Annotated in this window: 18 protein-coding genes, 2 tRNA genes, 3 rRNA genes and 1 pseudogene; 18 read left to right on the top strand and 6 right to left on the bottom strand. The window is 50.8% G+C overall.

What is annotated here, in order from left to right; all coding sequences use genetic code 11:
• Nucleotides 1-102: 102 nt before the first annotated feature.
• Nucleotides 103-1,596, top strand: a complete 1,494-nt coding sequence (gene ubiD / locus ACK8NJ_RS23080; RefSeq protein ID WP_000339783.1) for a 4-hydroxy-3-polyprenylbenzoate decarboxylase — start codon at nt 103-105, stop codon at nt 1,594-1,596.
• Nucleotides 1,597-1,641: 45 nt separating this feature from the next.
• Nucleotides 1,642-2,343, top strand: a complete 702-nt coding sequence (gene fre / locus ACK8NJ_RS23075) for an NAD(P)H-flavin reductase (protein ID WP_001306785.1) — start codon at nt 1,642-1,644, stop codon at nt 2,341-2,343.
• Nucleotides 2,344-2,532: 189 nt separating this feature from the next.
• Here the strand turns inward: fre and fadA are convergent, their stop codons facing one another.
• Both fadA and fadB read right to left on the bottom strand, forming a co-directional pair.
• Nucleotides 2,533-3,696: an acetyl-CoA C-acyltransferase FadA gene (gene fadA / locus ACK8NJ_RS23070; RefSeq protein ID WP_407228061.1), complete on the bottom strand. Its 1,164-nt coding sequence runs from the start codon at nt 3,694-3,696 to the stop codon at nt 2,533-2,535.
• Nucleotides 3,697-3,705: 9 nt separating this feature from the next.
• Entirely contained in the window at nt 3,706-5,895 is a 2,190-nt protein-coding gene (gene fadB / locus ACK8NJ_RS23065) for a fatty acid oxidation complex subunit alpha FadB (protein WP_411962002.1), read from the bottom strand.
• Between the two features lie 189 nt (nt 5,896-6,084).
• Here fadB and pepQ point away from each other — a divergent pair, with 189 nt between their 5' ends.
• From pepQ to rrf, 9 genes are all read left to right on the top strand, one after another.
• Nucleotides 6,085-7,416: a Xaa-Pro dipeptidase gene (gene pepQ / locus ACK8NJ_RS23060; protein WP_000444560.1), complete on the top strand. Its 1,332-nt coding sequence runs from the start codon at nt 6,085-6,087 to the stop codon at nt 7,414-7,416.
• The gene (locus ACK8NJ_RS23055; protein WP_089705264.1) at nt 7,416-8,030 is read left to right on the top strand and encodes an IMPACT family protein; all 615 of its coding nucleotides are present in this window, start codon (nt 7,416-7,418) and stop codon (nt 8,028-8,030) included. Before pepQ ends, ACK8NJ_RS23055 begins: the two co-directional genes overlap by 1 nt.
• Before the next feature lie 38 nt (nt 8,031-8,068).
• Nucleotides 8,069-9,520: a Trk system potassium transporter TrkH gene (trkH, locus tag ACK8NJ_RS23050; protein WP_000545677.1), complete on the top strand. Its 1,452-nt coding sequence runs from the start codon at nt 8,069-8,071 to the stop codon at nt 9,518-9,520.
• 11 nt (nt 9,521-9,531) lie between these two features.
• Nucleotides 9,532-10,077: a menaquinone-dependent protoporphyrinogen IX dehydrogenase gene (gene hemG / locus ACK8NJ_RS23045; RefSeq protein ID WP_000853963.1), complete on the top strand. Its 546-nt coding sequence runs from the start codon at nt 9,532-9,534 to the stop codon at nt 10,075-10,077.
• A 376-nt stretch (nt 10,078-10,453) separates the two neighbouring features.
• Nucleotides 10,454-11,995: ribosomal RNA gene (locus ACK8NJ_RS23040) — 16S ribosomal RNA — on the top strand.
• Nucleotides 11,996-12,063: 68 nt separating this feature from the next.
• A tRNA-Ile gene (locus tag ACK8NJ_RS23035) sits at nt 12,064-12,140 on the top strand.
• A gap of 42 nt (nt 12,141-12,182) precedes the next feature.
• Nucleotides 12,183-12,258: transfer RNA gene (locus tag ACK8NJ_RS23030), tRNA-Ala, on the top strand.
• 185 nt (nt 12,259-12,443) lie between these two features.
• Nucleotides 12,444-15,347, top strand: a 23S ribosomal RNA gene (locus ACK8NJ_RS23025).
• A 95-nt stretch (nt 15,348-15,442) separates the two neighbouring features.
• Nucleotides 15,443-15,558 (top strand): 5S ribosomal RNA (gene rrf, locus ACK8NJ_RS23020).
• Together the 16S, 23S and 5S rRNA genes with 2 tRNA genes alongside form the textbook arrangement of a ribosomal RNA operon.
• A gap of 100 nt (nt 15,559-15,658) precedes the next feature.
• Here the strand turns inward: rrf and mobB are convergent.
• On the bottom strand, nt 15,659-16,186 hold the full coding sequence (gene mobB / locus ACK8NJ_RS23015) for a molybdopterin-guanine dinucleotide biosynthesis protein MobB (protein WP_000907620.1): 528 nt from the start codon (nt 16,184-16,186) through the stop codon (nt 15,659-15,661).
• Complete coding sequence (gene mobA / locus ACK8NJ_RS23010) at nt 16,168-16,752, bottom strand: molybdenum cofactor guanylyltransferase MobA (RefSeq protein ID WP_411962001.1); 585 nt, start codon at nt 16,750-16,752, stop codon at nt 16,168-16,170. Before mobA ends, mobB begins: the two co-directional genes overlap by 19 nt.
• 69 nt (nt 16,753-16,821) lie before the next feature.
• On the opposite strand from mobA, the gene ACK8NJ_RS23005 reads away from it, so the two are divergent.
• From ACK8NJ_RS23005 to ACK8NJ_RS22990, 4 genes are all read left to right on the top strand, one after another.
• A complete protein-coding gene (locus ACK8NJ_RS23005; RefSeq protein WP_001295263.1) occupies nt 16,822-17,091 on the top strand; it encodes a YihD family protein in 270 nt (89 codons plus the stop codon).
• Between the two features lie 76 nt (nt 17,092-17,167).
• On the top strand, nt 17,168-18,154 hold the full coding sequence (srkA, locus tag ACK8NJ_RS23000) for a stress response kinase SrkA (protein ID WP_001560198.1): 987 nt from the start codon (nt 17,168-17,170) through the stop codon (nt 18,152-18,154).
• A 16-nt stretch (nt 18,155-18,170) separates the two neighbouring features.
• On the top strand, nt 18,171-18,797 hold the full coding sequence (gene dsbA / locus ACK8NJ_RS22995; RefSeq protein WP_000725337.1) for a thiol:disulfide interchange protein DsbA: 627 nt from the start codon (nt 18,171-18,173) through the stop codon (nt 18,795-18,797).
• A gap of 154 nt (nt 18,798-18,951) precedes the next feature.
• On the top strand, nt 18,952-20,382 hold the full coding sequence (locus ACK8NJ_RS22990; RefSeq protein WP_001560200.1) for a DUF945 family protein: 1,431 nt from the start codon (nt 18,952-18,954) through the stop codon (nt 20,380-20,382).
• A gap of 40 nt (nt 20,383-20,422) precedes the next feature.
• Here ACK8NJ_RS22990 and ACK8NJ_RS22985 read toward each other — a convergent pair whose 3' ends face one another.
• Entirely contained in the window at nt 20,423-21,355 is a 933-nt protein-coding gene (locus tag ACK8NJ_RS22985; RefSeq protein WP_085460051.1) for an acyltransferase, read from the bottom strand.
• Nucleotides 21,356-21,718: 363 nt separating this feature from the next.
• Between ACK8NJ_RS22985 and polA the strand changes: the two genes are divergently transcribed.
• Complete coding sequence (polA, locus tag ACK8NJ_RS22980; RefSeq protein WP_085460052.1) at nt 21,719-24,505, top strand: DNA polymerase I; 2,787 nt, start codon at nt 21,719-21,721, stop codon at nt 24,503-24,505.
• 381 nt (nt 24,506-24,886) lie between these two features.
• Here the strand turns inward: polA and yihA are convergent, their stop codons facing one another.
• On the bottom strand, nt 24,887-25,519 hold the full coding sequence (gene yihA, locus ACK8NJ_RS22975) for a ribosome biogenesis GTP-binding protein YihA/YsxC (protein ID WP_000183349.1): 633 nt from the start codon (nt 25,517-25,519) through the stop codon (nt 24,887-24,889).
• 296 nt (nt 25,520-25,815) lie between these two features.
• Here yihA and ACK8NJ_RS22970 point away from each other — a divergent pair.
• Both ACK8NJ_RS22970 and yihI read left to right on the top strand, forming a co-directional pair.
• Nucleotides 25,816-25,982, top strand: a pseudogene (locus ACK8NJ_RS22970) (hypothetical protein).
• Between the two features lie 118 nt (nt 25,983-26,100).
• Nucleotides 26,101-26,610, top strand: coding sequence for a Der GTPase-activating protein YihI (gene yihI / locus ACK8NJ_RS22965; RefSeq protein ID WP_001295266.1), 510 nt, complete (start codon nt 26,101-26,103; stop codon nt 26,608-26,610).
• The last annotated feature ends 94 nt before the right edge of the window (nt 26,611-26,704 follow it).

Here is a 26,704-nt window from a genome sequence, read left to right as displayed (position 1 = left end):
TTCCCCAGTTTGCGTTATACCGTCAGAGTTCACGCTAATTTAACAAATTTACAGCATCGCAAAGATGAACGCCGTATAATGGGCGCAGATTAAGAGGCTACAATGGACGCCATGAAATATAACGATTTACGCGACTTCTTGACGCTGCTTGAACAGCAGGGTGAGCTAAAACGTATCACGCTCCCGGTGGATCCGCATTTGGAAATCACTGAAATTGCTGACCGTACTTTGCGTGCCGGTGGGCCTGCGCTGTTGTTCGAAAACCCTAAAGGCTACTCGATGCCGGTGCTGTGCAACCTGTTCGGTACGCCAAAGCGCGTGGCGATGGGCATGGGGCAGGAAGATGTTTCTGCGCTGCGTGAAGTCGGTAAATTATTAGCCTTTCTCAAGGAACCTGAACCGCCAAAAGGTTTTCGCGACCTGTTTGATAAACTGCCGCAGTTTAAGCAGGTGTTGAACATGCCGACAAAGCGACTGCGTGGTGCGCCGTGTCAGCAAAAAATTATCTCCGGCGATGACGTCGATCTTCACCGTATCCCCATTATGACCTGCTGGCCGGAAGACGCCGCGCCGCTGATTACCTGGGGGTTGACCGTGACGCGTGGCCCGCATAAAGAGCGGCAGAATCTGGGTATTTATCGTCAACAGTTGATTGGTAAAAATAAACTGATTATGCGCTGGTTGTCGCATCGCGGCGGCGCGCTGGATTTCCAGGAGTGGTGTGCGGCGCATCCGGGCGAACGTTTCCCGGTTTCTGTGGCGCTGGGTGCCGATCCCGCCACGATTCTCGGTGCAGTCACCCCCGTTCCGGATACGCTTTCAGAGTATGCGTTTGCCGGATTGCTGCGCGGCACCAAAACCGAAGTAGTAAAGTGTATTTCCAATGATCTCGAAGTGCCCGCCAGTGCGGAGATTGTGCTGGAAGGGTATATCGAACAAGGCGAAACTGCGCCGGAAGGGCCGTATGGCGACCACACCGGTTACTATAACGAAGTCGATAGTTTCCCGGTATTTACCGTGACGCATATTACCCAGCGTGAAGATGCGATTTATCATTCCACCTATACCGGGCGTCCGCCGGATGAACCTGCGGTGCTGGGTGTCGCACTGAACGAAGTGTTTGTGCCGATTCTGCAAAAACAGTTCCCGGAAATTGTCGATTTTTACCTGCCGCCGGAAGGCTGCTCTTATCGCCTGGCGGTAGTGACGATCAAAAAACAGTACGCCGGACACGCGAAGCGCGTCATGATGGGCGTCTGGTCGTTCTTACGCCAGTTTATGTACACTAAATTTGTGATCGTTTGCGATGATGACGTCAACGCACGCGACTGGAACGATGTGATTTGGGCGATTACTACCCGTATGGACCCGGCGCGGGATACTGTTCTGGTAGAAAATACGCCTATTGATTATCTGGATTTTGCCTCGCCTGTCTCCGGGCTGGGTTCAAAAATGGGGCTGGATGCCACGAATAAATGGCCGGGGGAAACCCAGCGTGAATGGGGACGTCCCATCAAAAAAGATCCAGATGTTGTCGCGCATATTGACGCCATCTGGGATGAACTGGCTATTTTTAACAACGGTAAAAGCGCCTGATGCGCGTTTGTTTTGCCCTATTTATCGATCCGACAGAGAAAGCGCATGACAACCTTAAGCTGTAAAGTGACCTCGGTAGAAGCTATCACGGATACCGTATATCGTGTCCGCATCGTGCCAGACGCGGCCTTTTCTTTTCGTGCTGGTCAGTATTTGATGGTAGTGATGGATGAGCGCGACAAACGTCCGTTCTCAATGGCCTCGACGCCGGATGAAAAAGGGTTTATCGAGCTGCATATTGGCGCTTCTGAAATCAACCTTTACGCGAAAGCAGTCATGGACCGCATTCTTAAAGATCATCAAATCGTGGTCGATATTCCGCACGGTGAGGCATGGCTGCGCGATGATGAAGAACGTCCGATGATTCTCATCGCGGGCGGCACCGGGTTCTCTTATGCGCGCTCGATTTTGCTGACGGCGCTGGCGCGTAACCCAAACCGTGATATCACCATTTACTGGGGCGGGCGTGAAGAGCAGCATCTTTATGATCTCTCCGAGCTTGAGGCGCTTTCGCTTAAGCATCCTGGTCTGCAAGTGGTGCCGGTGGTTGAACAACCGGAAGCGGGCTGGCGTGGGCGTACTGGCACTGTGTTAACGGCGGTATTGCAGGATCACGGTACGCTGGCAGAGCATGATATCTATATTGCCGGACGTTTTGAGATGGCGAAAATTGCCCGTGACCTGTTTTGCAGTGAGCGTAATGCGCGGGAAGATCGCCTGTTTGGCGATGCGTTTGCATTTATCTGAGATATAAAAAACCCGCCCCTGACAGGCGGGAAGAACGGCAACTAAAACTTTATACAGTGGCATTTAGATCTATGTCGCATCCGGCATTCGGCATACGCTGCCTGATGCGACGCTGGCGCGTCTTATCAGGCCTACATTGGTGCAGGATCGGTAGACCGGATAAGGCGTCACGCCGCATCCGGCAAGTGGTTAAATCCGCTCAAACACCGTCGCAATACCCTGACCCAGACCGATACACATCGTCGCCAGACCAAACTGGGCATCTTTGCGCTCCATCAGATTCAGCAGCGTGGTACTGATACGCGCACCGGAACAACCCAGCGGATGACCCAGCGCGATCGCGCCACCGTTGAGGTTGATCTTCTCGTCAATCTGCTCAATCAGTCCCAGATCTTTAATACATGGCAGGATCTGCGCGGCAAAGGCTTCGTTCATCTCAAACACGCCGATATCACTGGCAGAAAGCCCCGCTTTTTTCAGCGCCAGCTTCGAGGCCGGAACCGGGCCGTAACCCATAATCGATGGGTCACAACCAACGACCGCCATCGAACGCACACGGGCGCGCGGCTTAAGACCTAATTCATGGGTGCGGCTTTCACTCATCACCAGCATGGCAGCTGCGCCATCGGAAAGCGCAGAAGATGTCCCCGCCGTTACCGTACCGCTTACTGGATCAAACGCCGGACGCAGCGTGGCGAGGGCTTCCACGGTGGTTTCCGGGCGAATCACTTCGTCGTAATTAAACTGCTTCAGAACGCCGTCGGCATCGTGACCACCAGTCGGGATAATTTCATTTTTAAATGCACCCGACTGCGTGGCGGCCCAGGCGCGGGCGTGTGACCGTGCGGCAAAGGCATCCTGCATTTCACGGCTGATACCGTGCATACGCGCCAGCATTTCTGCCGTTAAGCCCATCATGCCCGCCGCTTTGGCGACATTGCGGCTCAGGCCGGGGTGAAAATCGACGCCGTGACTCATCGGCACATGGCCCATATGCTCCACGCCGCCAACCAGACATGCCTGCGCATCGCCGGTCATGATCATTCGTGCTGCGTCATGCAGTGCCTGCATGGATGAACCACACAAGCGATTGACGGTAACCGCCGGGACAGAGTGTGGTACTTCAGCCAACAGCGCCGCGTTACGGGCGATATTAAAACCTTGCTCCAGCGTCTGCTGCACACAACCCCAGTAAATATCGTCGAGGGCCGCCGCTTCCAGCGCCGGGTTACGCGCCAGCAGGCTACGCATTAAATGAGCGGAGAGATCTTCTGCACGCACGTTACGAAAAGCACCGCCCTTCGAACGGCCCATCGGGGTGCGAATAGCATCGACAATGACAACCTGTTCCATTGTGACTCCTTAAGCCGTTTTCAGGTCGCCAACCGGACGGGCTGGCTCAACCGGGGGATAGTACGGTTCGTTATGACGCGCTTTATTACGCAGACCTTCCGGCACTTCATACAGCGGGCCGAGGTGCTGATATTGCTGTGCCATATCGAGGTATTTTGCGCTACCGAGGGTGTCCAGCCAGCGGAACGCACCACCGTGGAACGGAGGGAAGCCCAGGCCGTAGACCAGCGCCATATCCGCTTCTGCCGGAGTGGCGATAATGCCTTCTTCCAGACAGCGCACCACTTCGTTGACCATCGGGATCATCATGCGGGCGATAATCTCTTCTTCGCTGAAATCGCGCTTCGGCTGGCTCACTTCTGCCAGCAGGTCGTCAACGACGGCGTCTTCTTCTTTCTTCGGCTTACCTTTGCTGTCTTCTTTATAACGCCAGAAACCGAGGCCGTTCTTCTGACCAAAGCGGTTGGCATCAAACAGCGCGTCGATGGTATCGCGATAATCTTTCTGCATCCGCTGCGGGAAGCCTGCTGCCATGACAGCCTGGGCATGATGCGCGGTGTCAATGCCCACGACATCCAGCAGATATGCCGGACCCATCGGCCAGCCAAACTGTTTTTCCATTACTTTGTCGATCTTGCGGAAATCCGCGCCGTCGCGCAGCAACTGGCTGAAACCGGCGAAATACGGGAACAGCACGCGGTTGACGAAGAAGCCGGGGCAGTCGTTAACCACAATCGGCGTTTTGCCCATCTTACTCGCCCAGGCGACGACTTTCGCGATGGTTTCGTCGGAGCTTTTCTCGCCGCGAATAATTTCCACCAACGGCATCCGGTGCACCGGGTTAAAGAAGTGCATCCCGCAGAAGTTTTCCGGACGTTCCAGCGCGTTGGCCAGTTCGCTGATAGGAATGGTTGAAGTGTTAGACGCCAGCACGGTATCCGGGCGTACTTTCTGCTCGGTTTCTGCCAGTACGGCTTTTTTCACTTTCGGGTTTTCGACAACCGCTTCTACCACAACATCCACGCGGTCAAAACCAGAGTAATCGAGCGTTGGGTGGATCGTGGAGATCACGCCAGCCAGTTTCAGACCATCGATCTTGCCGCGCTCAAGCTGCTTGTTCAGCAGTTTCGCGGCTTCGGTCATGCCGAGGGTTAACGACTTGTCGTTGATATCTTTCATGACAACCGGTACGCCTTTCCACGCAGACTGGTAAGCGATGCCGCCACCCATAATGCCTGCGCCCAGCACAGCGGCCTGTTTCGGGGTTTCAACGTCTTTGGTGAGTTTCTTCGCTTTGCCTTTTACATATTGATCGTTAAGGAAAATGCCGACCAGTGCGCGAGCTTCGTTGGTATGCGCCAGCGGGACAAAACTTTTGTTTTCCAGATTTAAGGCTTCTTCACGACCAAAACTGGCCGCCGCTTCAATGGTTTTTACTGCGGTGATGGGGGCCGGATAATGTTTCCCCGCCGTTTGTGCGACCATCCCTTTAGCGATGGTGAAACTCATGGTGGCTTCAATCTTGCTCAGTTTTAGCGGTTCCAGCTTCGGCTGACGTTTCGCTTTCCAGTCGAGGTCGCCGTTAATAGCCTGACGTAAAATCGCCTTCGCGCCTTCAACCAGTTTTTCTGCTTTGACTACGCCATCCACCAAACCGATTTTCAGCGCCTGATCCGCGCCGACATCTTTACCGGCGGCAATGATTTCCAGCGCACTGTCAGCGCCCAGCATACGTGGCATACGTACAGAACCGCCAAAGCCCGGCATGATGCCCAGTTTGGTTTCCGGCAGACCGATGCGCAGATCCGGCGTCGCCAGACGATAATCGGTCGCCAGCACGCATTCGCAGCCACCGCCCAGCGCATAGCCGTTGACGGCAGCAATGGTCGGCACCGGGAGATCTTCCAGGCGATTAAACACGCTATTGGCAAAGTGCAGCCACTGACTTAACTGTTCTTCAGGAACGAGGAACAGGGACAAAAATTCGGTGATATCAGCACCGACGATAAAGGCTGCTTTGTTCGAACGCAGCAGCAGCCCTTTTAGATCTGATTGCTGTTCCAGCACGCCGATGGCCTCGCCGAGGCTGGCGACGGTCGCAGTGTCGAGTTTATTAACTGAACCTGGGGCATCAAATACCAGTTCGGCAATGCCATCTTCCAGCCAGTCAAGGTACAGGGTGTCGCCTTTGTAAAGCATGTCAGTCTCCTGAATCTGCAAGGTGATCTGGTCGTACCAGATGCATCGAAGTGTGTATTTTGTGTTAAAAATATGCAAATAAAAGATTAAAGAAATGCCGATCTGATCACGCTCGGCAGAAATCACGCTCTGGATGAACGATGTGCTAAGATGCGGAGACTTAAGGTCAAAAAAACAGAAGGGTAAAAAATGGAATCACTGGCCTCGCTCTATAAAAATCATATAGCTACCTTACAAGAACGGACTCGCGATGCGCTGGCGCGCTTCAAGCTGGATGCGTTACTTATTCACTCCGGCGAACTGTTCAACGTTTTTCTCGACGATCATCCCTATCCGTTTAAAGTGAATCCGCAATTCAAAGCGTGGGTGCCGGTAACTCAGGTGCCAAACTGCTGGCTGTTGGTGGATGGCGTGAACAAGCCGAAACTGTGGTTTTATCTGCCGGTTGATTACTGGCACAACGTCGAACCGCTGCCGACCTCCTTCTGGACTGAAGATGTAGAAGTGATCGCGCTGCCGAAAGCCGATGGCATTGGTAGCCTGCTGCCTGCTGCGCGCGGGAATATCGGTTATATCGGTCCGGTGCCGGAGCGTGCGCTGCAACTGGGTATTGAGGCCAGCAATATCAACCCGAAAGGGGTGATCGACTACCTGCATTACTACCGCTCCTTCAAAACCGAGTACGAACTGGCCTGTATGCGTGAAGCGCAGAAAATGGCGGTCAACGGTCATCGCGCGGCAGAAGAAGCGTTCCGTTCTGGCATGAGCGAGTTCGATATCAATATTGCCTATCTGACCGCGACCGGTCATCGTGATACCGACGTACCTTACAGCAACATTGTGGCGCTTAACGAACACGCTGCGGTGCTGCATTACACCAAACTGGACCACCAGGCACCGGAAGAGATGCGCAGCTTCCTGCTGGATGCCGGGGCCGAATATAACGGCTATGCGGCTGACCTGACCCGTACCTGGTCGGCAAAAAGCGACAACGACTACGCACAGCTGGTGAAAGACGTAAATGATGAACAACTTGCGCTGATCGCCACCATGAAAGCTGGCGTCAGCTATGTGGATTACCACATCCAGTTCCATCAGCGCATCGCCAAACTGCTGCGTAAACATCAAATCATCACCGATATGAGTGAAGAAGCGATGGTCGAAAACGATCTCACCGGACCGTTTATGCCGCACGGTATCGGCCATCCGCTGGGCCTGCAGGTGCATGACGTAGCCGGTTTTATGCAGGATGATAGCGGTACGCACCTCGCGGCACCGGCAAAATATCCGTACCTGCGCTGCACCCGTATTCTCCAGCCGGGCATGGTGTTAACCATCGAACCGGGTATCTACTTCATCGAATCGCTGCTGGCACCGTGGCGTGACGGGCAGTTCAGCAAACACTTCAACTGGCAGAAAATTGAAGCACTGAAACCGTTCGGCGGCATTCGTATCGAAGACAACGTGGTGATCCACGAAAACAACGTGGAAAACATGACCCGGGATCTGAAACTGGCGTGATGGAAAGCTGGTTAATTCCTGCGGCACCGGTCATGGTCGTTGAAGAGATCAAAAAGAGCCGCTTCATAACGATGTTGGCGCATACCGATGGCGTTGAGGCGGCGAAAGCGTTTGTTGAATCGGTGCGAGCAGAACACCCCGATGCCCGCCACCATTGCGTGGCGTGGGTGGCGGGTGCGCCGGATGATTCTCAACAGCTGGGTTTCTCTGACGATGGGGAGCCGGCGGGAACGGCAGGTAAACCGATGCTCGCCCAGCTAATGGGCAGCGGCGTCGGGGAAATTACCGCTGTGGTAGTGCGCTACTACGGCGGCATATTGCTTGGCACCGGTGGGTTAGTGAAAGCGTATGGTGGCGGCGTGAATCAGGCGCTGCGCCAGCTAACGACCCAACGCAAGACGCCATTAACCGAATATACTTTGCAATGTGAATATAGTCAGTTAACCGGCATTGAAGCGTTGCTGGGGCAGTGTGACGGCAAAATTATCAACAGTGATTATCAGGCATTCGTTCTGCTGCGGGTGGCGCTTCCGGCGGCGAAAGTGGCTGAATTTTCCGCAAAGCTGGCGGATTTTAGCCGTGGTTCATTGCAATTGTTAGCGATTGAAGAATAATCCCCACTTCGTTTTGCAGAACTAAGGAAGCGGCAGAGATGCATTTTCGCGCCATTACCCGAATCGTTGGACTACTGGTCATCTTATTTTCAGGGACCATGATTATCCCTGGACTGGTAGCACTCATCTACCGGGATGGAGCGGGCCGCGCTTTTACCCAGACCTTTTTTGTCGCCCTCGCCATTGGCTCTATGCTGTGGTGGCCGAACCGTAAAGAGAAGGGCGAACTGAAATCCCGTGAGGGGTTTCTGATAGTGGTGCTGTTCTGGACCGTGCTGGGTAGTGTCGGTGCGCTCCCTTTTATCTTCTCGGAAAGCCCGAACCTCACGATTACCGATGCGTTTTTTGAATCTTTCTCTGGCCTGACCACCACGGGGGCCACTACGCTGGTGGGGCTGGATTCGCTCCCTCACGCCATCCTATTTTATCGCCAGATGCTGCAATGGTTTGGCGGGATGGGGATCATCGTGTTGGCGGTTGCGATACTGCCTATCCTCGGCGTGGGTGGGATGCAGCTCTATCGCGCAGAAATGCCCGGCCCGCTGAAAGATAACAAAATGCGCCCGCGAATTGCGGAAACGGCGAAAACCCTGTGGTTGATTTATGTCTTGCTGACCGTCGCCTGTGCGCTGGCGTTGTGGTTTGCCGGAATGGATGCCTTTGATGCCATCGGCCATAGCTTTGCGACTATCGCTATTGGCGGCTTCTCGACACATGATGCCAGTATCGGTTATTTCGACAGCCCGACTATTAACACTATCATTGCTATCTTCCTGCTGATCTCCGGCTGTAACTACGGTCTGCACTTTTCACTGTTAAGTGGGCGTAGTCTGAAGGTTTATTGGCGCGATCCGGAATTTCGCATGTTTATCGGCGTACAGTTTACGCTGGTGGTTATTTGTACCCTCGTGCTGTGGTTTCATAATGTCTACAGTTCGGCGCTGATGACAATTAACCAGGCGTTTTTCCAGGTGGTGTCGATGGCGACAACCGCCGGGTTTACGACTGACAGCATTGCCCGCTGGCCGCTCTTTTTGCCGGTACTGCTTTTATGTTCAGCTTTTATCGGCGGTTGTGCCGGGTCAACGGGCGGTGGCCTGAAAGTGATCCGCATCCTGCTGCTGTTTAAGCAGGGGAACCGTGAGCTGAAACGACTGGTGCATCCGAACGCCGTCTATAGCATTAAGCTGGGGAATCGCGCACTGCCGGAACGTATCCTCGAAGCCGTTTGGGGATTTTTCTCCGCCTATGCATTGGTGTTTATTGTCAGTATGCTGGCGATTATCGCCACGGGCGTGGATGACTTTTCTGCCTTTGCCTCAGTTGTTGCGACATTGAATAACCTGGGGCCAGGGCTTGGCGTGGTTGCTGATAACTTTACCAGTATGAACCCGGTGGCTAAATGGATCCTGATTGCCAACATGCTGTTTGGTCGTCTCGAGGTCTTTACATTGCTGGTGCTCTTTACCCCGACTTTCTGGCGTGAATGATGGAGTAATACGTGAAAACATTAATTCTTTTCTCAACAAGGGACGGACAAACGCGCGAGATTGCCTCTTACCTGGCTTCGGAACTGAAAGAACTGGGGATCCAGGCGGATGTCGCCAATGTGCACCGCATTGAAGAACCACAATGGGAAAACTATGACCGTGTGGTCATTGGTGCTTCTATTCGCTATGGTCACTACCACTCTGCGTTCCAGGAATTTGTTAAAAAGCATGCGACGCGGCTGAATTCGATGCCGAGCGCCTTTTACTCCGTAAACCTGGTGGCGCGTAAACCGGAGAAGCGTACTCCACAGACCAACAGCTACGCGCGGAAGTTTCTGATGAGTTCACAATGGCGTCCCGATCGCTGTGCCGTCATTGCCGGGGCGCTGCGTTATCCACGTTACCGCTGGTACGACCGTTTTATGATCAAGCTAATTATGAAGATGTCAGGCGGTGAAACGGATACGCGTAAAGAAGTTGTCTATACCGATTGGGAGCAGGTGGCGAATTTCGCCCGAGAAATCGCCCATTTAACCGACAAACCGACGCTGAAATAAGCATAAAGAATAAAAAATGCGCGGTCAGAAAATTATTTTAAATTTCCTCTTGTCAGGCCGGAATAACTCCCTATAATGCGCCACCACTGACACGGAACAACGGCAAACACGCCGCCGGGTCAGCGGGGTTCTCCTGAGAATCTCAACAGAGAAAAGCAAAAAAATGCTTGACTCTGTAGCGGGAAAGCGTATTATGCACACCCCGCGCCGCTGAGAAAAAGCGAAGCGGCACTGCTCTTTAACAATTTATCAGACAATCTGTGTGGGCACTCGAAGATACGGATTCTTAACGTCGCAAGACGAAAAATGAATACCAAGTCTCAAGAGTGAACACGTAATTCATTACGAAGTTTAATTCTTTGAGCATCAAACTTTTAAATTGAAGAGTTTGATCATGGCTCAGATTGAACGCTGGCGGCAGGCCTAACACATGCAAGTCGAACGGTAACAGGAAACAGCTTGCTGTTTCGCTGACGAGTGGCGGACGGGTGAGTAATGTCTGGGAAACTGCCTGATGGAGGGGGATAACTACTGGAAACGGTAGCTAATACCGCATAATGTCGCAAGACCAAAGAGGGGGACCTTCGGGCCTCTTGCCATCGGATGTGCCCAGATGGGATTAGCTAGTAGGTGGGGTAACGGCTCACCTAGGCGACGATCCCTAGCTGGTCTGAGAGGATGACCAGCCACACTGGAACTGAGACACGGTCCAGACTCCTACGGGAGGCAGCAGTGGGGAATATTGCACAATGGGCGCAAGCCTGATGCAGCCATGCCGCGTGTATGAAGAAGGCCTTCGGGTTGTAAAGTACTTTCAGCGGGGAGGAAGGGAGTAAAGTTAATACCTTTACTCATTGACGTTACCCGCAGAAGAAGCACCGGCTAACTCCGTGCCAGCAGCCGCGGTAATACGGAGGGTGCAAGCGTTAATCGGAATTACTGGGCGTAAAGCGCACGCAGGCGGTTTGTTAAGTCAGATGTGAAATCCCCGGGCTCAACCTGGGAACTGCATCTGATACTGGCAAGCTTGAGTCTCGTAGAGGGGGGTAGAATTCCAGGTGTAGCGGTGAAATGCGTAGAGATCTGGAGGAATACCGGTGGCGAAGGCGGCCCCCTGGACGAAGACTGACGCTCAGGTGCGAAAGCGTGGGGAGCAAACAGGATTAGATACCCTGGTAGTCCACGCCGTAAACGATGTCGACTTGGAGGTTGTGCCCTTGAGGCGTGGCTTCCGGAGCTAACGCGTTAAGTCGACCGCCTGGGGAGTACGGCCGCAAGGTTAAAACTCAAATGAATTGACGGGGGCCCGCACAAGCGGTGGAGCATGTGGTTTAATTCGATGCAACGCGAAGAACCTTACCTGGTCTTGACATCCACGGAAGTTTTCAGAGATGAGAATGTGCCTTCGGGAACCGTGAGACAGGTGCTGCATGGCTGTCGTCAGCTCGTGTTGTGAAATGTTGGGTTAAGTCCCGCAACGAGCGCAACCCTTATCCTTTGTTGCCAGCGGTCCGGCCGGGAACTCAAAGGAGACTGCCAGTGATAAACTGGAGGAAGGTGGGGATGACGTCAAGTCATCATGGCCCTTACGACCAGGGCTACACACGTGCTACAATGGCGCATACAAAGAGAAGCGACCTCGCGAGAGCAAGCGGACCTCATAAAGTGCGTCGTAGTCCGGATTGGAGTCTGCAACTCGACTCCATGAAGTCGGAATCGCTAGTAATCGTGGATCAGAATGCCACGGTGAATACGTTCCCGGGCCTTGTACACACCGCCCGTCACACCATGGGAGTGGGTTGCAAAAGAAGTAGGTAGCTTAACCTTCGGGAGGGCGCTTACCACTTTGTGATTCATGACTGGGGTGAAGTCGTAACAAGGTAACCGTAGGGGAACCTGCGGTTGGATCACCTCCTTACCTTAAAGAAGCGTACTTTGCAGTGCTCACACAGATTGTCTGATGAAAATGAGCAGTAAAACCTCTACAGGCTTGTAGCTCAGGTGGTTAGAGCGCACCCCTGATAAGGGTGAGGTCGGTGGTTCAAGTCCACTCAGGCCTACCAAATTTGCACGGCAAATTTGAAGAGGTTTTAACTACATGTTATGGGGCTATAGCTCAGCTGGGAGAGCGCCTGCTTTGCACGCAGGAGGTCTGCGGTTCGATCCCGCATAGCTCCACCATCTCTGTAGTGATTAAATAAAAAATACTTCAGAGTGTACCTGCAAAGGTTCACTGCGAAGTTTTGCTCTTTAAAAATCTGGATCAAGCTGAAAATTGAAACACTGAATAGTCGAAAGATTATTCGTGAGTCTCTCAAATTTTCGCAACACGATGATGAATCGAAAGAAACATCTTCGGGTTGTGAGGTTAAGCGACTAAGCGTACACGGTGGATGCCCTGGCAGTCAGAGGCGATGAAGGACGTGCTAATCTGCGATAAGCGTCGGTAAGGTGATATGAACCGTTATAACCGGCGATTTCCGAATGGGGAAACCCAGTGTGATTCGTCACACTATCATTAACTGAATCCATAGGTTAATGAGGCGAACCGGGGGAACTGAAACATCTAAGTACCCCGAGGAAAAGAAATCAACCGAGATTCCCCCAGTAGCGGCGAGCGAACGGGGAGCAGCCCAGAGCCTGAATCAGTGTGTGTGTTAGTGGAAGCGTCTGGAAAGGCGCGCGATACAGGGTGACAGCCCCGTACACAAAAATGCACATACTGTGAGCTCGATGAGTAGGGCGGGACACGTGGTATCCTGTCTGAATATGGGGGGACCATCCTCCAAGGCTAAATACTCCTGACTGACCGATAGTGAACCAGTACCGTGAGGGAAAGGCGAAAAGAACCCCGGCGAGGGGAGTGAAAAAGAACCTGAAACCGTGTACGTACAAGCAGTGGGAGCCTCTTTATGGGGTGACTGCGTACCTTTTGTATAATGGGTCAGCGACTTATATTCTGTAGCAAGGTTAACCGAATAGGGGAGCCGAAGGGAAACCGAGTCTTAACTGGGCGTTAAGTTGCAGGGTATAGACCCGAAACCCGGTGATCTAGCCATGGGCAGGTTGAAGGTTGGGTAACACTAACTGGAGGACCGAACCGACTAATGTTGAAAAATTAGCGGATGACTTGTGGCTGGGGGTGAAAGGCCAATCAAACCGGGAGATAGCTGGTTCTCCCCGAAAGCTATTTAGGTAGCGCCTCGTGAATTCATCTCCGGGGGTAGAGCACTGTTTCGGCAAGGGGGTCATCCCGACTTACCAACCCGATGCAAACTGCGAATACCGGAGAATGTTATCACGGGAGACACACGGCGGGTGCTAACGTCCGTCGTGAAGAGGGAAACAACCCAGACCGCCAGCTAAGGTCCCAAAGTCATGGTTAAGTGGGAAACGATGTGGGAAGGCCCAGACAGCCAGGATGTTGGCTTAGAAGCAGCCATCATTTAAAGAAAGCGTAATAGCTCACTGGTCGAGTCGGCCTGCGCGGAAGATGTAACGGGGCTAAACCATGCACCGAAGCTGCGGCAGCGACACTATGTGTTGTTGGGTAGGGGAGCGTTCTGTAAGCCTGTGAAGGTGTGCTGTGAGGCATGCTGGAGGTATCAGAAGTGCGAATGCTGACATAAGTAACGATAAAGCGGGTGAAAAGCCCGCTCGCCGGAAGACCAAGGGTTCCTGTCCAACGTTAATCGGGGCAGGGTGAGTCGACCCCTAAGGCGAGGCCGAAAGGCGTAGTCGATGGGAAACAGGTTAATATTCCTGTACTTGGTGTTACTGCGAAGGGGGGACGGAGAAGGCTATGTTGGCCGGGCGACGGTTGTCCCGGTTTAAGCGTGTAGGCTGATTTTCCAGGCAAATCCGGAAAATCAAGGTTGAGGCGTGATGACGAGGCACTACGGTGCTGAAGCAACAAATGCCCTGCTTCCAGGAAAAGCCTCTAAGCATCAGGTAACATCAAATCGTACCCCAAACCGACACAGGTGGTCAGGTAGAGAATACCAAGGCGCTTGAGAGAACTCGGGTGAAGGAACTAGGCAAAATGGTGCCGTAACTTCGGGAGAAGGCACGCTGATATGTAGGTGAAGCGACTTGCTCGTGGAGCTGAAATCAGTCGAAGATACCAGCTGGCTGCAACTGTTTATTAAAAACACAGCACTGTGCAAACACGAAAGTGGACGTATACGGTGTGACGCCTGCCCGGTGCCGGAAGGTTAATTGATGGGGTTAGCGGTAACGCGAAGCTCTTGATCGAAGCCCCGGTAAACGGCGGCCGTAACTATAACGGTCCTAAGGTAGCGAAATTCCTTGTCGGGTAAGTTCCGACCTGCACGAATGGCGTAATGATGGCCAGGCTGTCTCCACCCGAGACTCAGTGAAATTGAACTCGCTGTGAAGATGCAGTGTACCCGCGGCAAGACGGAAAGACCCCGTGAACCTTTACTATAGCTTGACACTGAACATTGAGCCTTGATGTGTAGGATAGGTGGGAGGCTTTGAAGTGTGGACGCCAGTCTGCATGGAGCCGACCTTGAAATACCACCCTTTAATGTTTGATGTTCTAACGTTGGCCCCTGATCGGGGTTGCGGACAGTGTCTGGTGGGTAGTTTGACTGGGGCGGTCTCCTCCTAAAGAGTAACGGAGGAGCACGAAGGTTGGCTAATCCTGGTCGGACATCAGGAGGTTAGTGCAATGGCATAAGCCAGCTTGACTGCGAGCGTGACGGCGCGAGCAGGTGCGAAAGCAGGTCATAGTGATCCGGTGGTTCTGAATGGAAGGGCCATCGCTCAACGGATAAAAGGTACTCCGGGGATAACAGGCTGATACCGCCCAAGAGTTCATATCGACGGCGGTGTTTGGCACCTCGATGTCGGCTCATCACATCCTGGGGCTGAAGTAGGTCCCAAGGGTATGGCTGTTCGCCATTTAAAGTGGTACGCGAGCTGGGTTTAGAACGTCGTGAGACAGTTCGGTCCCTATCTGCCGTGGGCGCTGGAGAACTGAGGGGGGCTGCTCCTAGTACGAGAGGACCGGAGTGGACGCATCACTGGTGTTCGGGTTGTCATGCCAATGGCACTGCCCGGTAGCTAAATGCGGAAGAGATAAGTGCTGAAAGCATCTAAGCACGAAACTTGCCCCGAGATGAGTTCTCCCTGACTCCCTGAGAGTCCTGAAGGAACGTTGAAGACGACGACGTTGATAGGCCGGGTGTGTAAGCGCAGCGATGCGTTGAGCTAACCGGTACTAATGAACCGTGAGGCTTAACCTTACAACGCCGAAGATGTTTTGGCGGATTGAGAGAAGATTTTCAGCCTGATACAGATTAAATCAGAACGCAGAAGCGGTCTGATAAAACAGAATTTGCCTGGCGGCCTTAGCGCGGTGGTCCCACCTGACCCCATGCCGAACTCAGAAGTGAAACGCCGTAGCGCCGATGGTAGTGTGGGGTCTCCCCATGCGAGAGTAGGGAACTGCCAGGCATCAAATTAAGCGAAAGGCCATCCGTCAGGATGGCCTTTTTGCGTTGGTGAAAAAAATGCCGGATGCGACGCTGGCGCGTCTTATCCAGCCTACTCTTGCTTATCCGTTCTGCTTTTGCATCCACTCCACCACAAAATCAGCCAGCCCCTCAACATCATTAATATCCAGTAATGCGACATCAAGATTAAGCGGCACATCACTGGCTACAGCAATAACATGCCTATCTATCACTAATTCTTCAGGTCGATGTCCGGCTCCATCGCGAAACAGCACAATCTTTGTGATCTCTTCATGCTTAAACCCTTCGACCAGAATCAAATCCAGCTTTGAGGTATCCATTCGACTTGCGAGAAAATGTAGATCCAGCTCTTCTTCGTCTGGTGTTTCCGTCATCAAGGCCCATCGTTGCTGGCTGGCAACGATGGTTTGTGCCGCGCCAGCCTTGCGCAGCTCATAGCTATCTTTGCCTGGCTTATCAACATCCATATCATGGTGCGTATGCTTAATCAGCCCTGGACGGATCCCTCTGGCGCATAATGCCGGGATCAGTTTTTTCAAAAGCGTAGTTTTTCCAGTGCCGCTCCACGCGGCAAAGGCGAGTAACGGTATCATCGTTTTTCCTGCCATCGGGCAAGTTCCTCTGGCGTATTCACGTTAATAAATGCATCTTTATTATCGCTGAAATCAACCGCATGACCGCCAGCCAGACGCATAAATGCCATTACCCGGCGTTCTCCTGCTTGCAGATATTCCAGTAATAAAGGCTCAATTGCGCGGTTTACCAGAGCAATAGTCGGGTGATCGCGTTCACCGTCGTGGACCCACACGACAGGTGCCTCTTTGCGCTGATGATTAAGCCGGGCAGCTAAATCAGGGGGAATGTAAGGCGTATCGCATGGGCAAAACAAAAACCACTCCCCCGCTTCCTGCTGCATTACTGAAAGCATTCCTGCCAGAGGGCCTGGGTAATCCGCCAGTGAATCTTCAACCACTTTCAGACCGCTTGCCTGATAGATTTCCTGATGACGATTAGCATTAACCACGACGTGAGAGAGCTGCGTCATAAGCGCGTCAGCGACATGTTGCCACAGCGGTTTGCCGTTTAATTCAAGCAATCCTTTATCTACGCCGCCCATTCGTCTGGCTTTACCGCCCGCCAGCACAACGCCTGTTATCGTCGTCATCAGATTCACCGATATCGCCTCTTTTATTGTGGGATTGACCCTGCTAACGTGTCTGTCTCAAGAGTAAGGAGCATTACTATGAAATGTAAACGTCTGAATGAAGTTATTGAACTCCTCCAGCCAGCCTGGCAAAAAGAGCCAGACCTTAACCTGCTGCAATTTTTGCAGAAACTGGCGAAAGAGTCAGGTTTTGACGGCGAACTGGCGGATTTGACGGATGACATTCTGATCTATCACCTGAAAATGCGTGATTCCGCGAAAGATGCGGTTATCCCGGGTTTGCAAAAAGATTATGAAGAAGATTTCAAAACGGCGCTGTTACGCGCTCGCGGCGTAATTAAAGAGTAAAAGCTTGTAAGCGGTGCCACCAAAATCATCGTGAAATGATATCCTTCATCATTCGTAATGTTTTCCGGATGATGGGATGAACAACAGCGCTTTTACTTTCCAGACACTACACCCGGATACCATCATGGATGCTCTGTTTGAGCATGGGATCCGGGTGGATTCCGGTCTTACCCCGCTTAACAGCTATGAAAACCGTGTCTATCAATTTCAGGACGAAGATCGTCGACGTTTTGTCGTCAAATTTTATCGCCCTGAACGTTGGACAGCCGATCAAATCCTCGAAGAACATCAATTTGCGTTGCAGCTGGTTAACGATGAAGTTCCGGTCGCAGCGCCTGTGGCCTTTAACGGTCAGACTTTATTGAATCATCAGGGATTTTATTTCGCTGTTTTTCCAAGCGTCGGTGGTCGCCAGTTCGAAGCTGATAATATCGATCAGATGGAAGCGGTTGGGCGTTATTTAGGGCGTATGCACCAGACGGGGCGCAAACAGCTTTTTATCCATCGCCCGACCATCGGTCTGAATGAATATCTCATTGAGCCACGCAAGCTGTTTGAGGACGCTACACTGATACCTTCCGGGTTGAAAGCGGCATTCCTGAAAGCGACAGATGAGCTGATCGCCGCCGTTACAGCACACTGGCGGGAAGATTTCACCGTTCTGCGGCTACATGGAGACTGCCACGCCGGGAATATTCTCTGGCGCGATGGTCCAATGTTTGTTGATCTGGATGATGCACGTAATGGTCCGGCTATTCAGGATTTGTGGATGTTGCTCAATGGCGATAAAGCCGAGCAGCGGATGCAACTGGAAACTATTATTGAAGCTTATGAAGAATTTAGCGAGTTCGACACCGCTGAAATCGGACTGATTGAACCTTTACGCGCCATGCGTTTGGTTTATTATCTTGCCTGGCTAATGCGGCGTTGGGCTGATCCCGCGTTCCCGAAAAATTTCCCGTGGTTAACCGGGGAAGATTACTGGCTACGACAGATGGCGACTTTTATAGAACAGGCAAAAGTTCTACAAGAACCCCCTTTGCAATTAACACCTATGTATTAATCGGAGAGAGTAGATCATGAAAAAGATTTGGCTGGCGCTGGCTGGTTTAGTTTTAGCGTTTAGCGCATCGGCGGCGCAGTATGAAGATGGTAAACAGTACACTACCCTGGAAAAACCGGTAGCTGGCGCGCCGCAAGTGCTGGAGTTTTTCTCTTTCTTCTGCCCGCACTGCTATCAGTTTGAAGAAGTTCTGCATATTTCTGATAACGTGAAGAAAAAACTGCCGGAAGGCGTGAAGATGACTAAATACCACGTCAACTTCATGGGTGGTGATCTGGGCAAAGATCTGACTCAGGCATGGGCAGTGGCGATGGCACTGGGCGTGGAAGACAAAGTCACTGTTCCGCTGTTTGAAGGCGTACAGAAAACCCAGACTATTCGTTCAGCATCTGATATCCGCGATGTATTTATCAACGCAGGTATTAAAGGTGAAGAGTATGACGCGGCATGGAACAGCTTCGTGGTGAAATCCCTGGTCGCTCAGCAGGAAAAAGCTGCAGCTGACGTGCAATTGCGTGGCGTTCCGGCGATGTTTGTTAACGGTAAATATCAGCTGAATCCGCAGGGTATGGATACCAGCAATATGGATGTTTTTGTTCAGCAGTATGCTGATACTGTGAAATATCTGTCCGAGAAAAAATAATTCAATGTAAATTACATAAAGTCCGTGAATATTCACGGGCTTTTTTTATTATTTAATAAATATAAATACATTCTGATAATGCGTCCTGCCGCTGGACATTATTTCAGCATAAGTGGATATTCAAAGTTTTGCTGTTTTATCAGGGAATATTTATATGATACGTAAGTCAGCTACAGGTGTTATTGTTGCGTTTGCCGTAATCTGGGGTGGTGGCACATGGTACACAGGTACGCAAATTCAGCCTGGTGTCGAAAAGTTCATTAAAGATTTTAACGATGCTAAAAAGAAAGATGAACATGCCTACGATATGACGTTAAGTTATAAAAACTTTGACAAAGGCTTTTTTAATTCTCATTTTCAAATGCAAATAACATTTGATAACGGTGCACCCGATCTCAATATCAAGCCAGGCCAGAAAGTTGCATTTGATGTGGATGTTGAGCACGGTCCGTTGCCCATCACAATGTTAATGCGTGGTAATGTCATCCCCGCACTGGCAGCGGCAAAAGTGAACTTAGTGAATAATGAACAGACACAACCGCTATTTATCGCCGCAAAAAATAAATCGCCCGTGGAAGCGACATTGCGATTCGCGTTTGGTGGCTCATTCTCCACGACATTAGATGTTGCCCCTGCAAAATATGGAAAGTTTTCTTTTGGTGAGGGCCAGTTTACTTTTAATGGTGATGGTAGTTCATTATCTAACCTGGATATTGAAGGCAAAGTCGAAGATATTGTTTTGGAATTATCGCCATTGAACAAAGTAACGGCGAAAAGTTTTACCATTGATTCTCTAACGCGATTAGAAGAAAAGAAATTTCCGGTTGGCGAAAGCGAGTCGAAATTTAACCAGATTAACATTATCAATCACGGGGAAGACGTTGCCCAAATCGATGCTTTCGTTGCAAAAACCAGGCTGGATCGCGTTAAAGACAAAGATTATATCAATGTCAGTCTGACCTACGAACTTGATAAGTTAACAAAAGGGAATCAGCAACTCGGTAGTGGTGAGTGGTCATTGATTGCTGAATCTATTGATCCCTCAGCGGTGCGCCAATTTATCATCCAGTATAACATTGCGATGCAGAAGCAGCTTGCTGCACACCCTGAGTTAGCAAACGATGAAGTTGCTCTGCAAGAAGTGAATGCTGCATTGTTCAAAGAGTATTTACCGTTATTACAAAAAAGTGAGCCGACCATTAAACAACCGGTAAGATGGAAGAATGCACTCGGCGAACTAAATGCCAATCTGGATATCAGTATTGCCGACCCAGCCAAATCCTCATCATCCACAAACAAAGATATTAAATCGCTCAATTTTGATGTGAAGTTACCGCTTAATGTCGTCACAGAAACCGCAAAACAGCTTAATTTATCTGAAGGAATGGATGCTGAAAAAGCGCAAAAGCGGGCTGATAAACAAATCAGCGGGATGATGACATTAGGTCAGATGTTTCAGTTAATCACGATTGACAACAATACCGCCTCGCTGCAACTGCGTTATACACCGGGTAAAGTTGTTTTTAACGGACAGGAAATGAGCGAAGAAGAATTTATGTCTCGTGCCGGACGTTTTGTTCATTAAAATACTCACTCGCCTCTGCTCATTCAGAGGCGAGTAAAACTTACTTATTCTGACGCTGTGATGACATCAACGACGTCAGAAGTCGGTCTTTTTCCTGCCACAGTGAGTTCAGCCATTGCTGAAAATGGCGCTTAAAGCTTTTGTCATTGATGTAGTCGCCATGTAACTCATCGGCAATAGGCTGCAAATCCACATGTACGACAATTCGCGTCAGTTTACCGCTTAACATATCGAAGAACGGCTGACGGTTATTGTCCGGATAACACAGCGTAACATTAAGCAGTTTATCGAATTGTTTACCCAGTACATTTAGCGCCATCGCAATGCCTGCCGCCTTTGGTGGCAACAAGTTTTGAAAAGTGGAGTGGGTTTGCAGATGTTTTTCTTGCGTGAAACGGGAGCCTTCAACGAAATTGACAATGGTGGTGGGATGCAGGCGAAACTTTTCACAAGAACGCCGAGTGGTTTCGACATCTTTACCACGTCGCTCCGGATGACGTAATAAATAAGCGCGGGAATAACGCTTCATAAACGGCATATCCAGCGCCCAGCACGCCAGGCCAAGAAAAGGCACCCAGGCCAGCTGCTGCTTGAGGAAATATTTATTCATCGGAATGTGCTTACGAAACAGCACGCACAGTACGACAATATCTGCCCAACTACGGTGGTTACAAATAAGTAGATACCAGTTCTTCTTACTTAACCCTTCCAGCCCGTGAACTTCCCATTGCAGGTGTGGGTTCAGATGCAGTAATACCGCCAGACCTTCGCACCAGCAATACATCATAAAATCACAAAAACGCGAAACCTTTCGCCAAATGACTGGCACAGGAAGCAATAGTTTTACAATCCCGGCAATGATGATCGGGACGGAGCAAAAAATAGTGACCAAAATGGTCAATACGATACTCAGCAAAAGGGTTATCGCAGCGAGTATTCTCGTCATAATGAATTTATTCAAAAAGTTAGCCATAGACAGTGCGCTAAAGAAGCGCAAGGCGCAGATTTTAGCAGAAAACGACCCAAATAACGGATGATCCTTAAGGAGAAAAATAATTCATATCTATCCACATTAGAAAAAATCCCATTATCTCAATTATTAGGGATGGTCTTATTTTTAACTTCATGAAAAACAAAGACAAACATCATGCTGTAAAAAGCATGATAATAAATTAAAAGCGATGTAAATAATTTATGCACAAAGTTATCCACATGACGATTTGCGAGCGATCCAGAAGATCTACAAAAGATTTTCACGAAAAGCGGTGAAAAACTCATGTTTTCATCCTGTCTGTGGCATCCTTTACCCATAATCTGATAAACAGGCACGGACATTATGGTTCAGATCCCCCAAAATCCACTTATCCTTGTAGATGGTTCATCTTATCTTTATCGCGCATATCACGCGTTTCCCCCGCTGACTAACAGCGCAGGCGAGCCGACCGGTGCGATGTATGGTGTCCTCAACATGCTGCGCAGTCTGATCATGCAATATAAACCGACGCATGCAGCGGTGGTCTTTGACGCCAAGGGAAAAACCTTTCGTGATGAACTGTTTGAACATTACAAATCACATCGCCCGCCAATGCCGGACGATCTGCGTGCACAAATCGAACCCTTGCACGCGATGGTTAAAGCGATGGGACTGCCGCTGCTGGCGGTTTCTGGCGTAGAAGCGGACGACGTTATCGGTACTCTGGCGCGCGAAGCCGAAAAAGCCGGGCGTCCGGTGCTGATCAGCACTGGCGATAAAGATATGGCGCAGCTGGTGACGCCAAATATTACGCTTATCAACACTATGACGAATACCATCCTCGGACCGGAAGAGGTGGTGAATAAGTACGGCGTGCCGCCAGAATTGATCATCGACTTCCTGGCGCTGATGGGTGACTCCTCTGATAACATTCCAGGCGTACCGGGCGTCGGTGAAAAAACCGCACAGGCATTGCTGCAAGGTCTTGGCGGACTGGATACGCTGTATGCCGAGCCAGAAAAAATTGCTGGGTTGAGCTTCCGTGGCGCGAAAACAATGGCAGCGAAGCTCGAGCAAAACAAAGAAGTTGCTTATCTCTCATACCAGCTGGCGACGATTAAAACCGACGTTGAACTGGAGCTGACCTGTGAACAACTGGAAGTGCAGCAACCGGCGGCGGAAGAGTTGTTGGGGCTGTTCAAAAAGTATGAGTTCAAACGCTGGACTGCTGATGTCGAAGCGGGCAAATGGTTACAGGCCAAAGGGGCAAAACCAGCCGCGAAGTCACAGGAAACCAGTGTTGCAGACGAAGCATCAGAAGTGACGGCAACGGTGATTTCTTATGACAACTACGTCACCATCCTTGATGAAGAAACACTGAAAGCGTGGATTGCGAAGCTGGAAAAAGCGCCGGTATTTGCATTTGATACCGAAACCGACAGCCTTGATAACATCTCTGCTAACCTGGTCGGGCTTTCTTTTGCTATCGAGCCAGGCGTAGCGGCATATATTCCGGTTGCTCATGATTATCTTGATGCGCCCGATCAAATCTCTCGCGAGCGTGCACTCGAGTTGCTAAAACCGCTGCTGGAAGATGAAAAGGCGCTGAAGGTCGGGCAAAACCTGAAATACGATCGCGGTATTCTGGCGAACTACGGCATTGAACTGCGGGGGATTGCATTTGATACCATGCTGGAGTCCTACATTCTCAACAGCGTTGCCGGTCGCCACGATATGGACAGCCTCGCGGAACGTTGGTTGAAGCATAAAACCATCACTTTTGAAGAGATTGCTGGTAAAGGTAAAAATCAACTGACCTTTAACCAGATTGCCCTGGAAGAGGCCGGACGTTACGCCGCCGAAGATGCAGATGTCACCTTGCAGCTGCATCTGAAAATGTGGCCGGATCTGCAAAAACACAAAGGGCCGTTGAACGTCTTCGAGAATATCGAAATGCCGCTAGTGCCGGTGCTTTCACGCATTGAACGTAACGGTGTGAAGATCGATCCGAAAGTGCTGCACAATCATTCTGAAGAGCTCACTCTTCGTCTGGCTGAGCTGGAAAAGAAAGCGCATGAAATTGCAGGTGAGGAGTTTAACCTTTCTTCCACCAAGCAGTTACAAACCATTCTGTTTGAAAAACAGGGCATTAAACCGCTGAAGAAAACGCCAGGTGGCGCGCCGTCAACGTCGGAAGAGGTACTGGAAGAACTGGCGCTGGACTATCCGTTGCCAAAAGTGATTCTGGAGTATCGTGGTCTGGCGAAGCTGAAATCGACTTACACCGACAAGCTGCCGCTGATGATCAACCCGAAAACCGGGCGTGTGCATACCTCTTATCACCAGGCAGTAACTGCAACGGGACGTTTATCGTCAACCGATCCTAACCTGCAAAACATTCCGGTGCGTAACGAAGAAGGTCGTCGTATCCGCCAGGCGTTTATTGCGCCAGAGGATTATGTGATTGTCTCAGCGGACTACTCGCAGATTGAACTGCGCATTATGGCGCATCTCTCGCGTGACAAAGGCTTGCTGACCGCATTCGCGGAAGGAAAAGATATCCACCGGGCAACGGCGGCAGAAGTGTTTGGTTTGCCACTGGAAACCGTCACCAGCGAGCAACGCCGTAGCGCGAAAGCGATCAACTTTGGTCTGATTTATGGCATGAGTGCTTTCGGTCTGGCGCGGCAATTGAACATTCCACGTAAAGAAGCGCAGAAGTACATGGACCTTTACTTCGAACGCTACCCTGGCGTGCTGGAGTATATGGAACGCACCCGTGCTCAGGCGAAAGAGCAGGGCTACGTTGAAACGCTGGACGGACGCCGTCTGTATCTGCCGGATATCAAATCCAGCAATGGTGCTCGTCGTGCAGCGGCTGAACGTGCAGCCATTAACGCGCCAATGCAGGGAACCGCCGCCGACATTATCAAACGGGCAATGATTGCCGTTGATACGTGGCTACAGGCTGAGCAACCGCGTGTGCGTATGATCATGCAGGTACACGATGAACTGGTATTTGAAGTTCATAAAGATGATGTCGATGCCGTCGCGAAGCAGATTCATCAACTGATGGAAAACTGTACCCGTCTGGATGTGCCGTTGCTGGTGGAAGTGGGGAGTGGCGAAAACTGGGATCAGGCGCACTAAGATTCGCCTGAACATGCCCTTTTTTCGTAAGTAAGCAACATAAGCTGTCACGTTTTGTGATGGCTATTAGAAATTCCTATGCAACAACTGAAAAAAAATTACAAAAAATGCTTTCTGAACTGAACAAAAAAGAGTAAAGTTAGTCGCGTAGGGTACAGAGGTAAGATGTTCTATCTTTCAGACCTTTTACTTCACGTAATCGGATTTGGCTGAATATTTTAGCCGCCCCAGTCAGTAATGACTGGGGCGTTTTTTATTGGGCGAAAGAAAAGATCCGTAATGCCTGATGCGCCCTGTTTATCAGGCCAACGGTAGAAGTGTAATCTATTGAATTTACGGGCCGGATACGCCACATCCGGCACAAGCATTAAGGCAAGAAAATTATTCGCCGTCCTGCGTTTCTTCTACAGGCTGCATCTCGCTAAACCAGGTATCCAGTTTCTGCCGCAGCTTGTCCACGCCTTGTTTCTTCAGTGAAGAGAACGTTTCAACCTGCACATCACCGTTAAACGCCAGCACCGCTTCACGCACCATATTCAATTGCGCTTTACGTGCGCCGCTTGCCAGTTTGTCCGCTTTGGTCAGCAGCACCAGCACGGCGATATTGCTGTCTACCGCCCACTCAATCATCTGTTGATCCAAATCTTTCAGCGGATGGCGAATATCCATTAGCACCACCAGACCTTGCAGGCTCTGACGTTTTTCGAGGTACTCGCCGAGCGCGCGCTGCCATTTGCGCTTCATCTCTTCCGGGACTTCCGCATAACCGTACCCAGGCAAGTCAACCAGACGCTTGCCATCAGCCACTTCAAACAGGTTGATAAGCTGGGTGCGCCCTGGGGTTTTTGAGGTCCGCGCCAGGCTTTTCTGGTTAGTCAGCGTGTTCAGCGCGCTGGATTTACCTGCGTTGGAACGGCCTGCAAAAGCCACTTCAATTCCGGTATCGGAAGGTAGGTGGCGAATATCAGGCGCACTCATCACAAAATGCGTCTGTTGATAATTCAAATTAGTCAAAGCGGTCGTCTCCGTCAGTCAAAGCTTTGCGGCGATTATACCTGAACCATAATAAAAGGCGGATTTTTCGGCGTGAGCGTTGTAAGTAAAAGCCATACGCTTTGTGAGACATTGCCGATAGTCTTTATGCGAAATAGCAGAGAAAATTCTGCGATGCATGTCAAATAAGCTATATAAATCAGTTAATTGCTTTTATATAAAACTCTGAAAATGTGCAAATACTGATGGCGGTTGATTGTTTGTTTAAAGCAAAGGCGTAAAGTAGCACCCATAGAGCGAGGACGCTAACAGGAACAATGACTCAGGATGAGGGTCAGGAGCGCCAGGAGGCGAAGACAGAGGATTGTCAGGAAGACAAACGTCCGGAGACGTAATTAAACGGAAATGGAATCAACACGGATTGTTCCGGCTAATGGAAAAACAGGGTGTGTTGGCGGCCTGCAAGGATTGTAAGACCCGTTAAGGGTTATGAGTCAGGAAAAAAGGCGACAGAGTAATCTGTCGCCTTTTTTCTTTGCTTGCTTTCTGTTAGATTCCGCCGCAAATCTATACTGAATAAAACGGCTAAAAGACGAACCATTATGAAACCATCATCTTCAAACTCACGCAGCAAAGGTCATGCAAAAGCGCGTCGAAAAACACGCGAGGAGCTGGATCAGGAAGCTCGTGACCGTAAGCGTCAGAAAAAACGTCGTGGTCATGCGCCGGGCAGCCGCGCAGCGGGCGGTAACACCACGTCAGGCAGTAAAGGCCAGAACGCACCGAAAGATCCACGTATTGGCAGTAAAACCCCTATTCCATTGGGCGTGACTGAAAAAGTCACCAAACAGCACAAACCGAAGAGTGAGAAACCTATGCTTTCACCGCAGGCGGAGTTGGAGTTACTGGAAACGGATGAGCGTCTGGATGCGCTGCTGGAACGTCTGGAAGCAGGCGAAACCCTGAGCGCCGAAGAGCAATCCTGGGTGGATGCCAAACTGGATCGTATTGATGAGTTGATGCAGAAACTCGGCCTCTCTTATGACGATGACGAAGAAGAGGAAGAAGACGAGAAGCAAGAAGACATGATGCGTCTGCTGCGGGGCAACTAACGGATTGCCGCCGTGGGCCTTCCCGTTCTGCTGATAACCCTTCCGGTTATATGTTATCTGGTGTGGTTATTCGTTAAACTACAGCGGTTGTCGC

Source organism: Escherichia sp. F1, from assembly GCF_046764225.1.
GTDB classification, from domain to species: domain Bacteria; phylum Pseudomonadota; class Gammaproteobacteria; order Enterobacterales; family Enterobacteriaceae; genus Escherichia; species Escherichia coli.
Note: the sequence above shows the minus strand (reverse complement) of the source record. Positions and strands in the feature narration are given on the sequence as shown.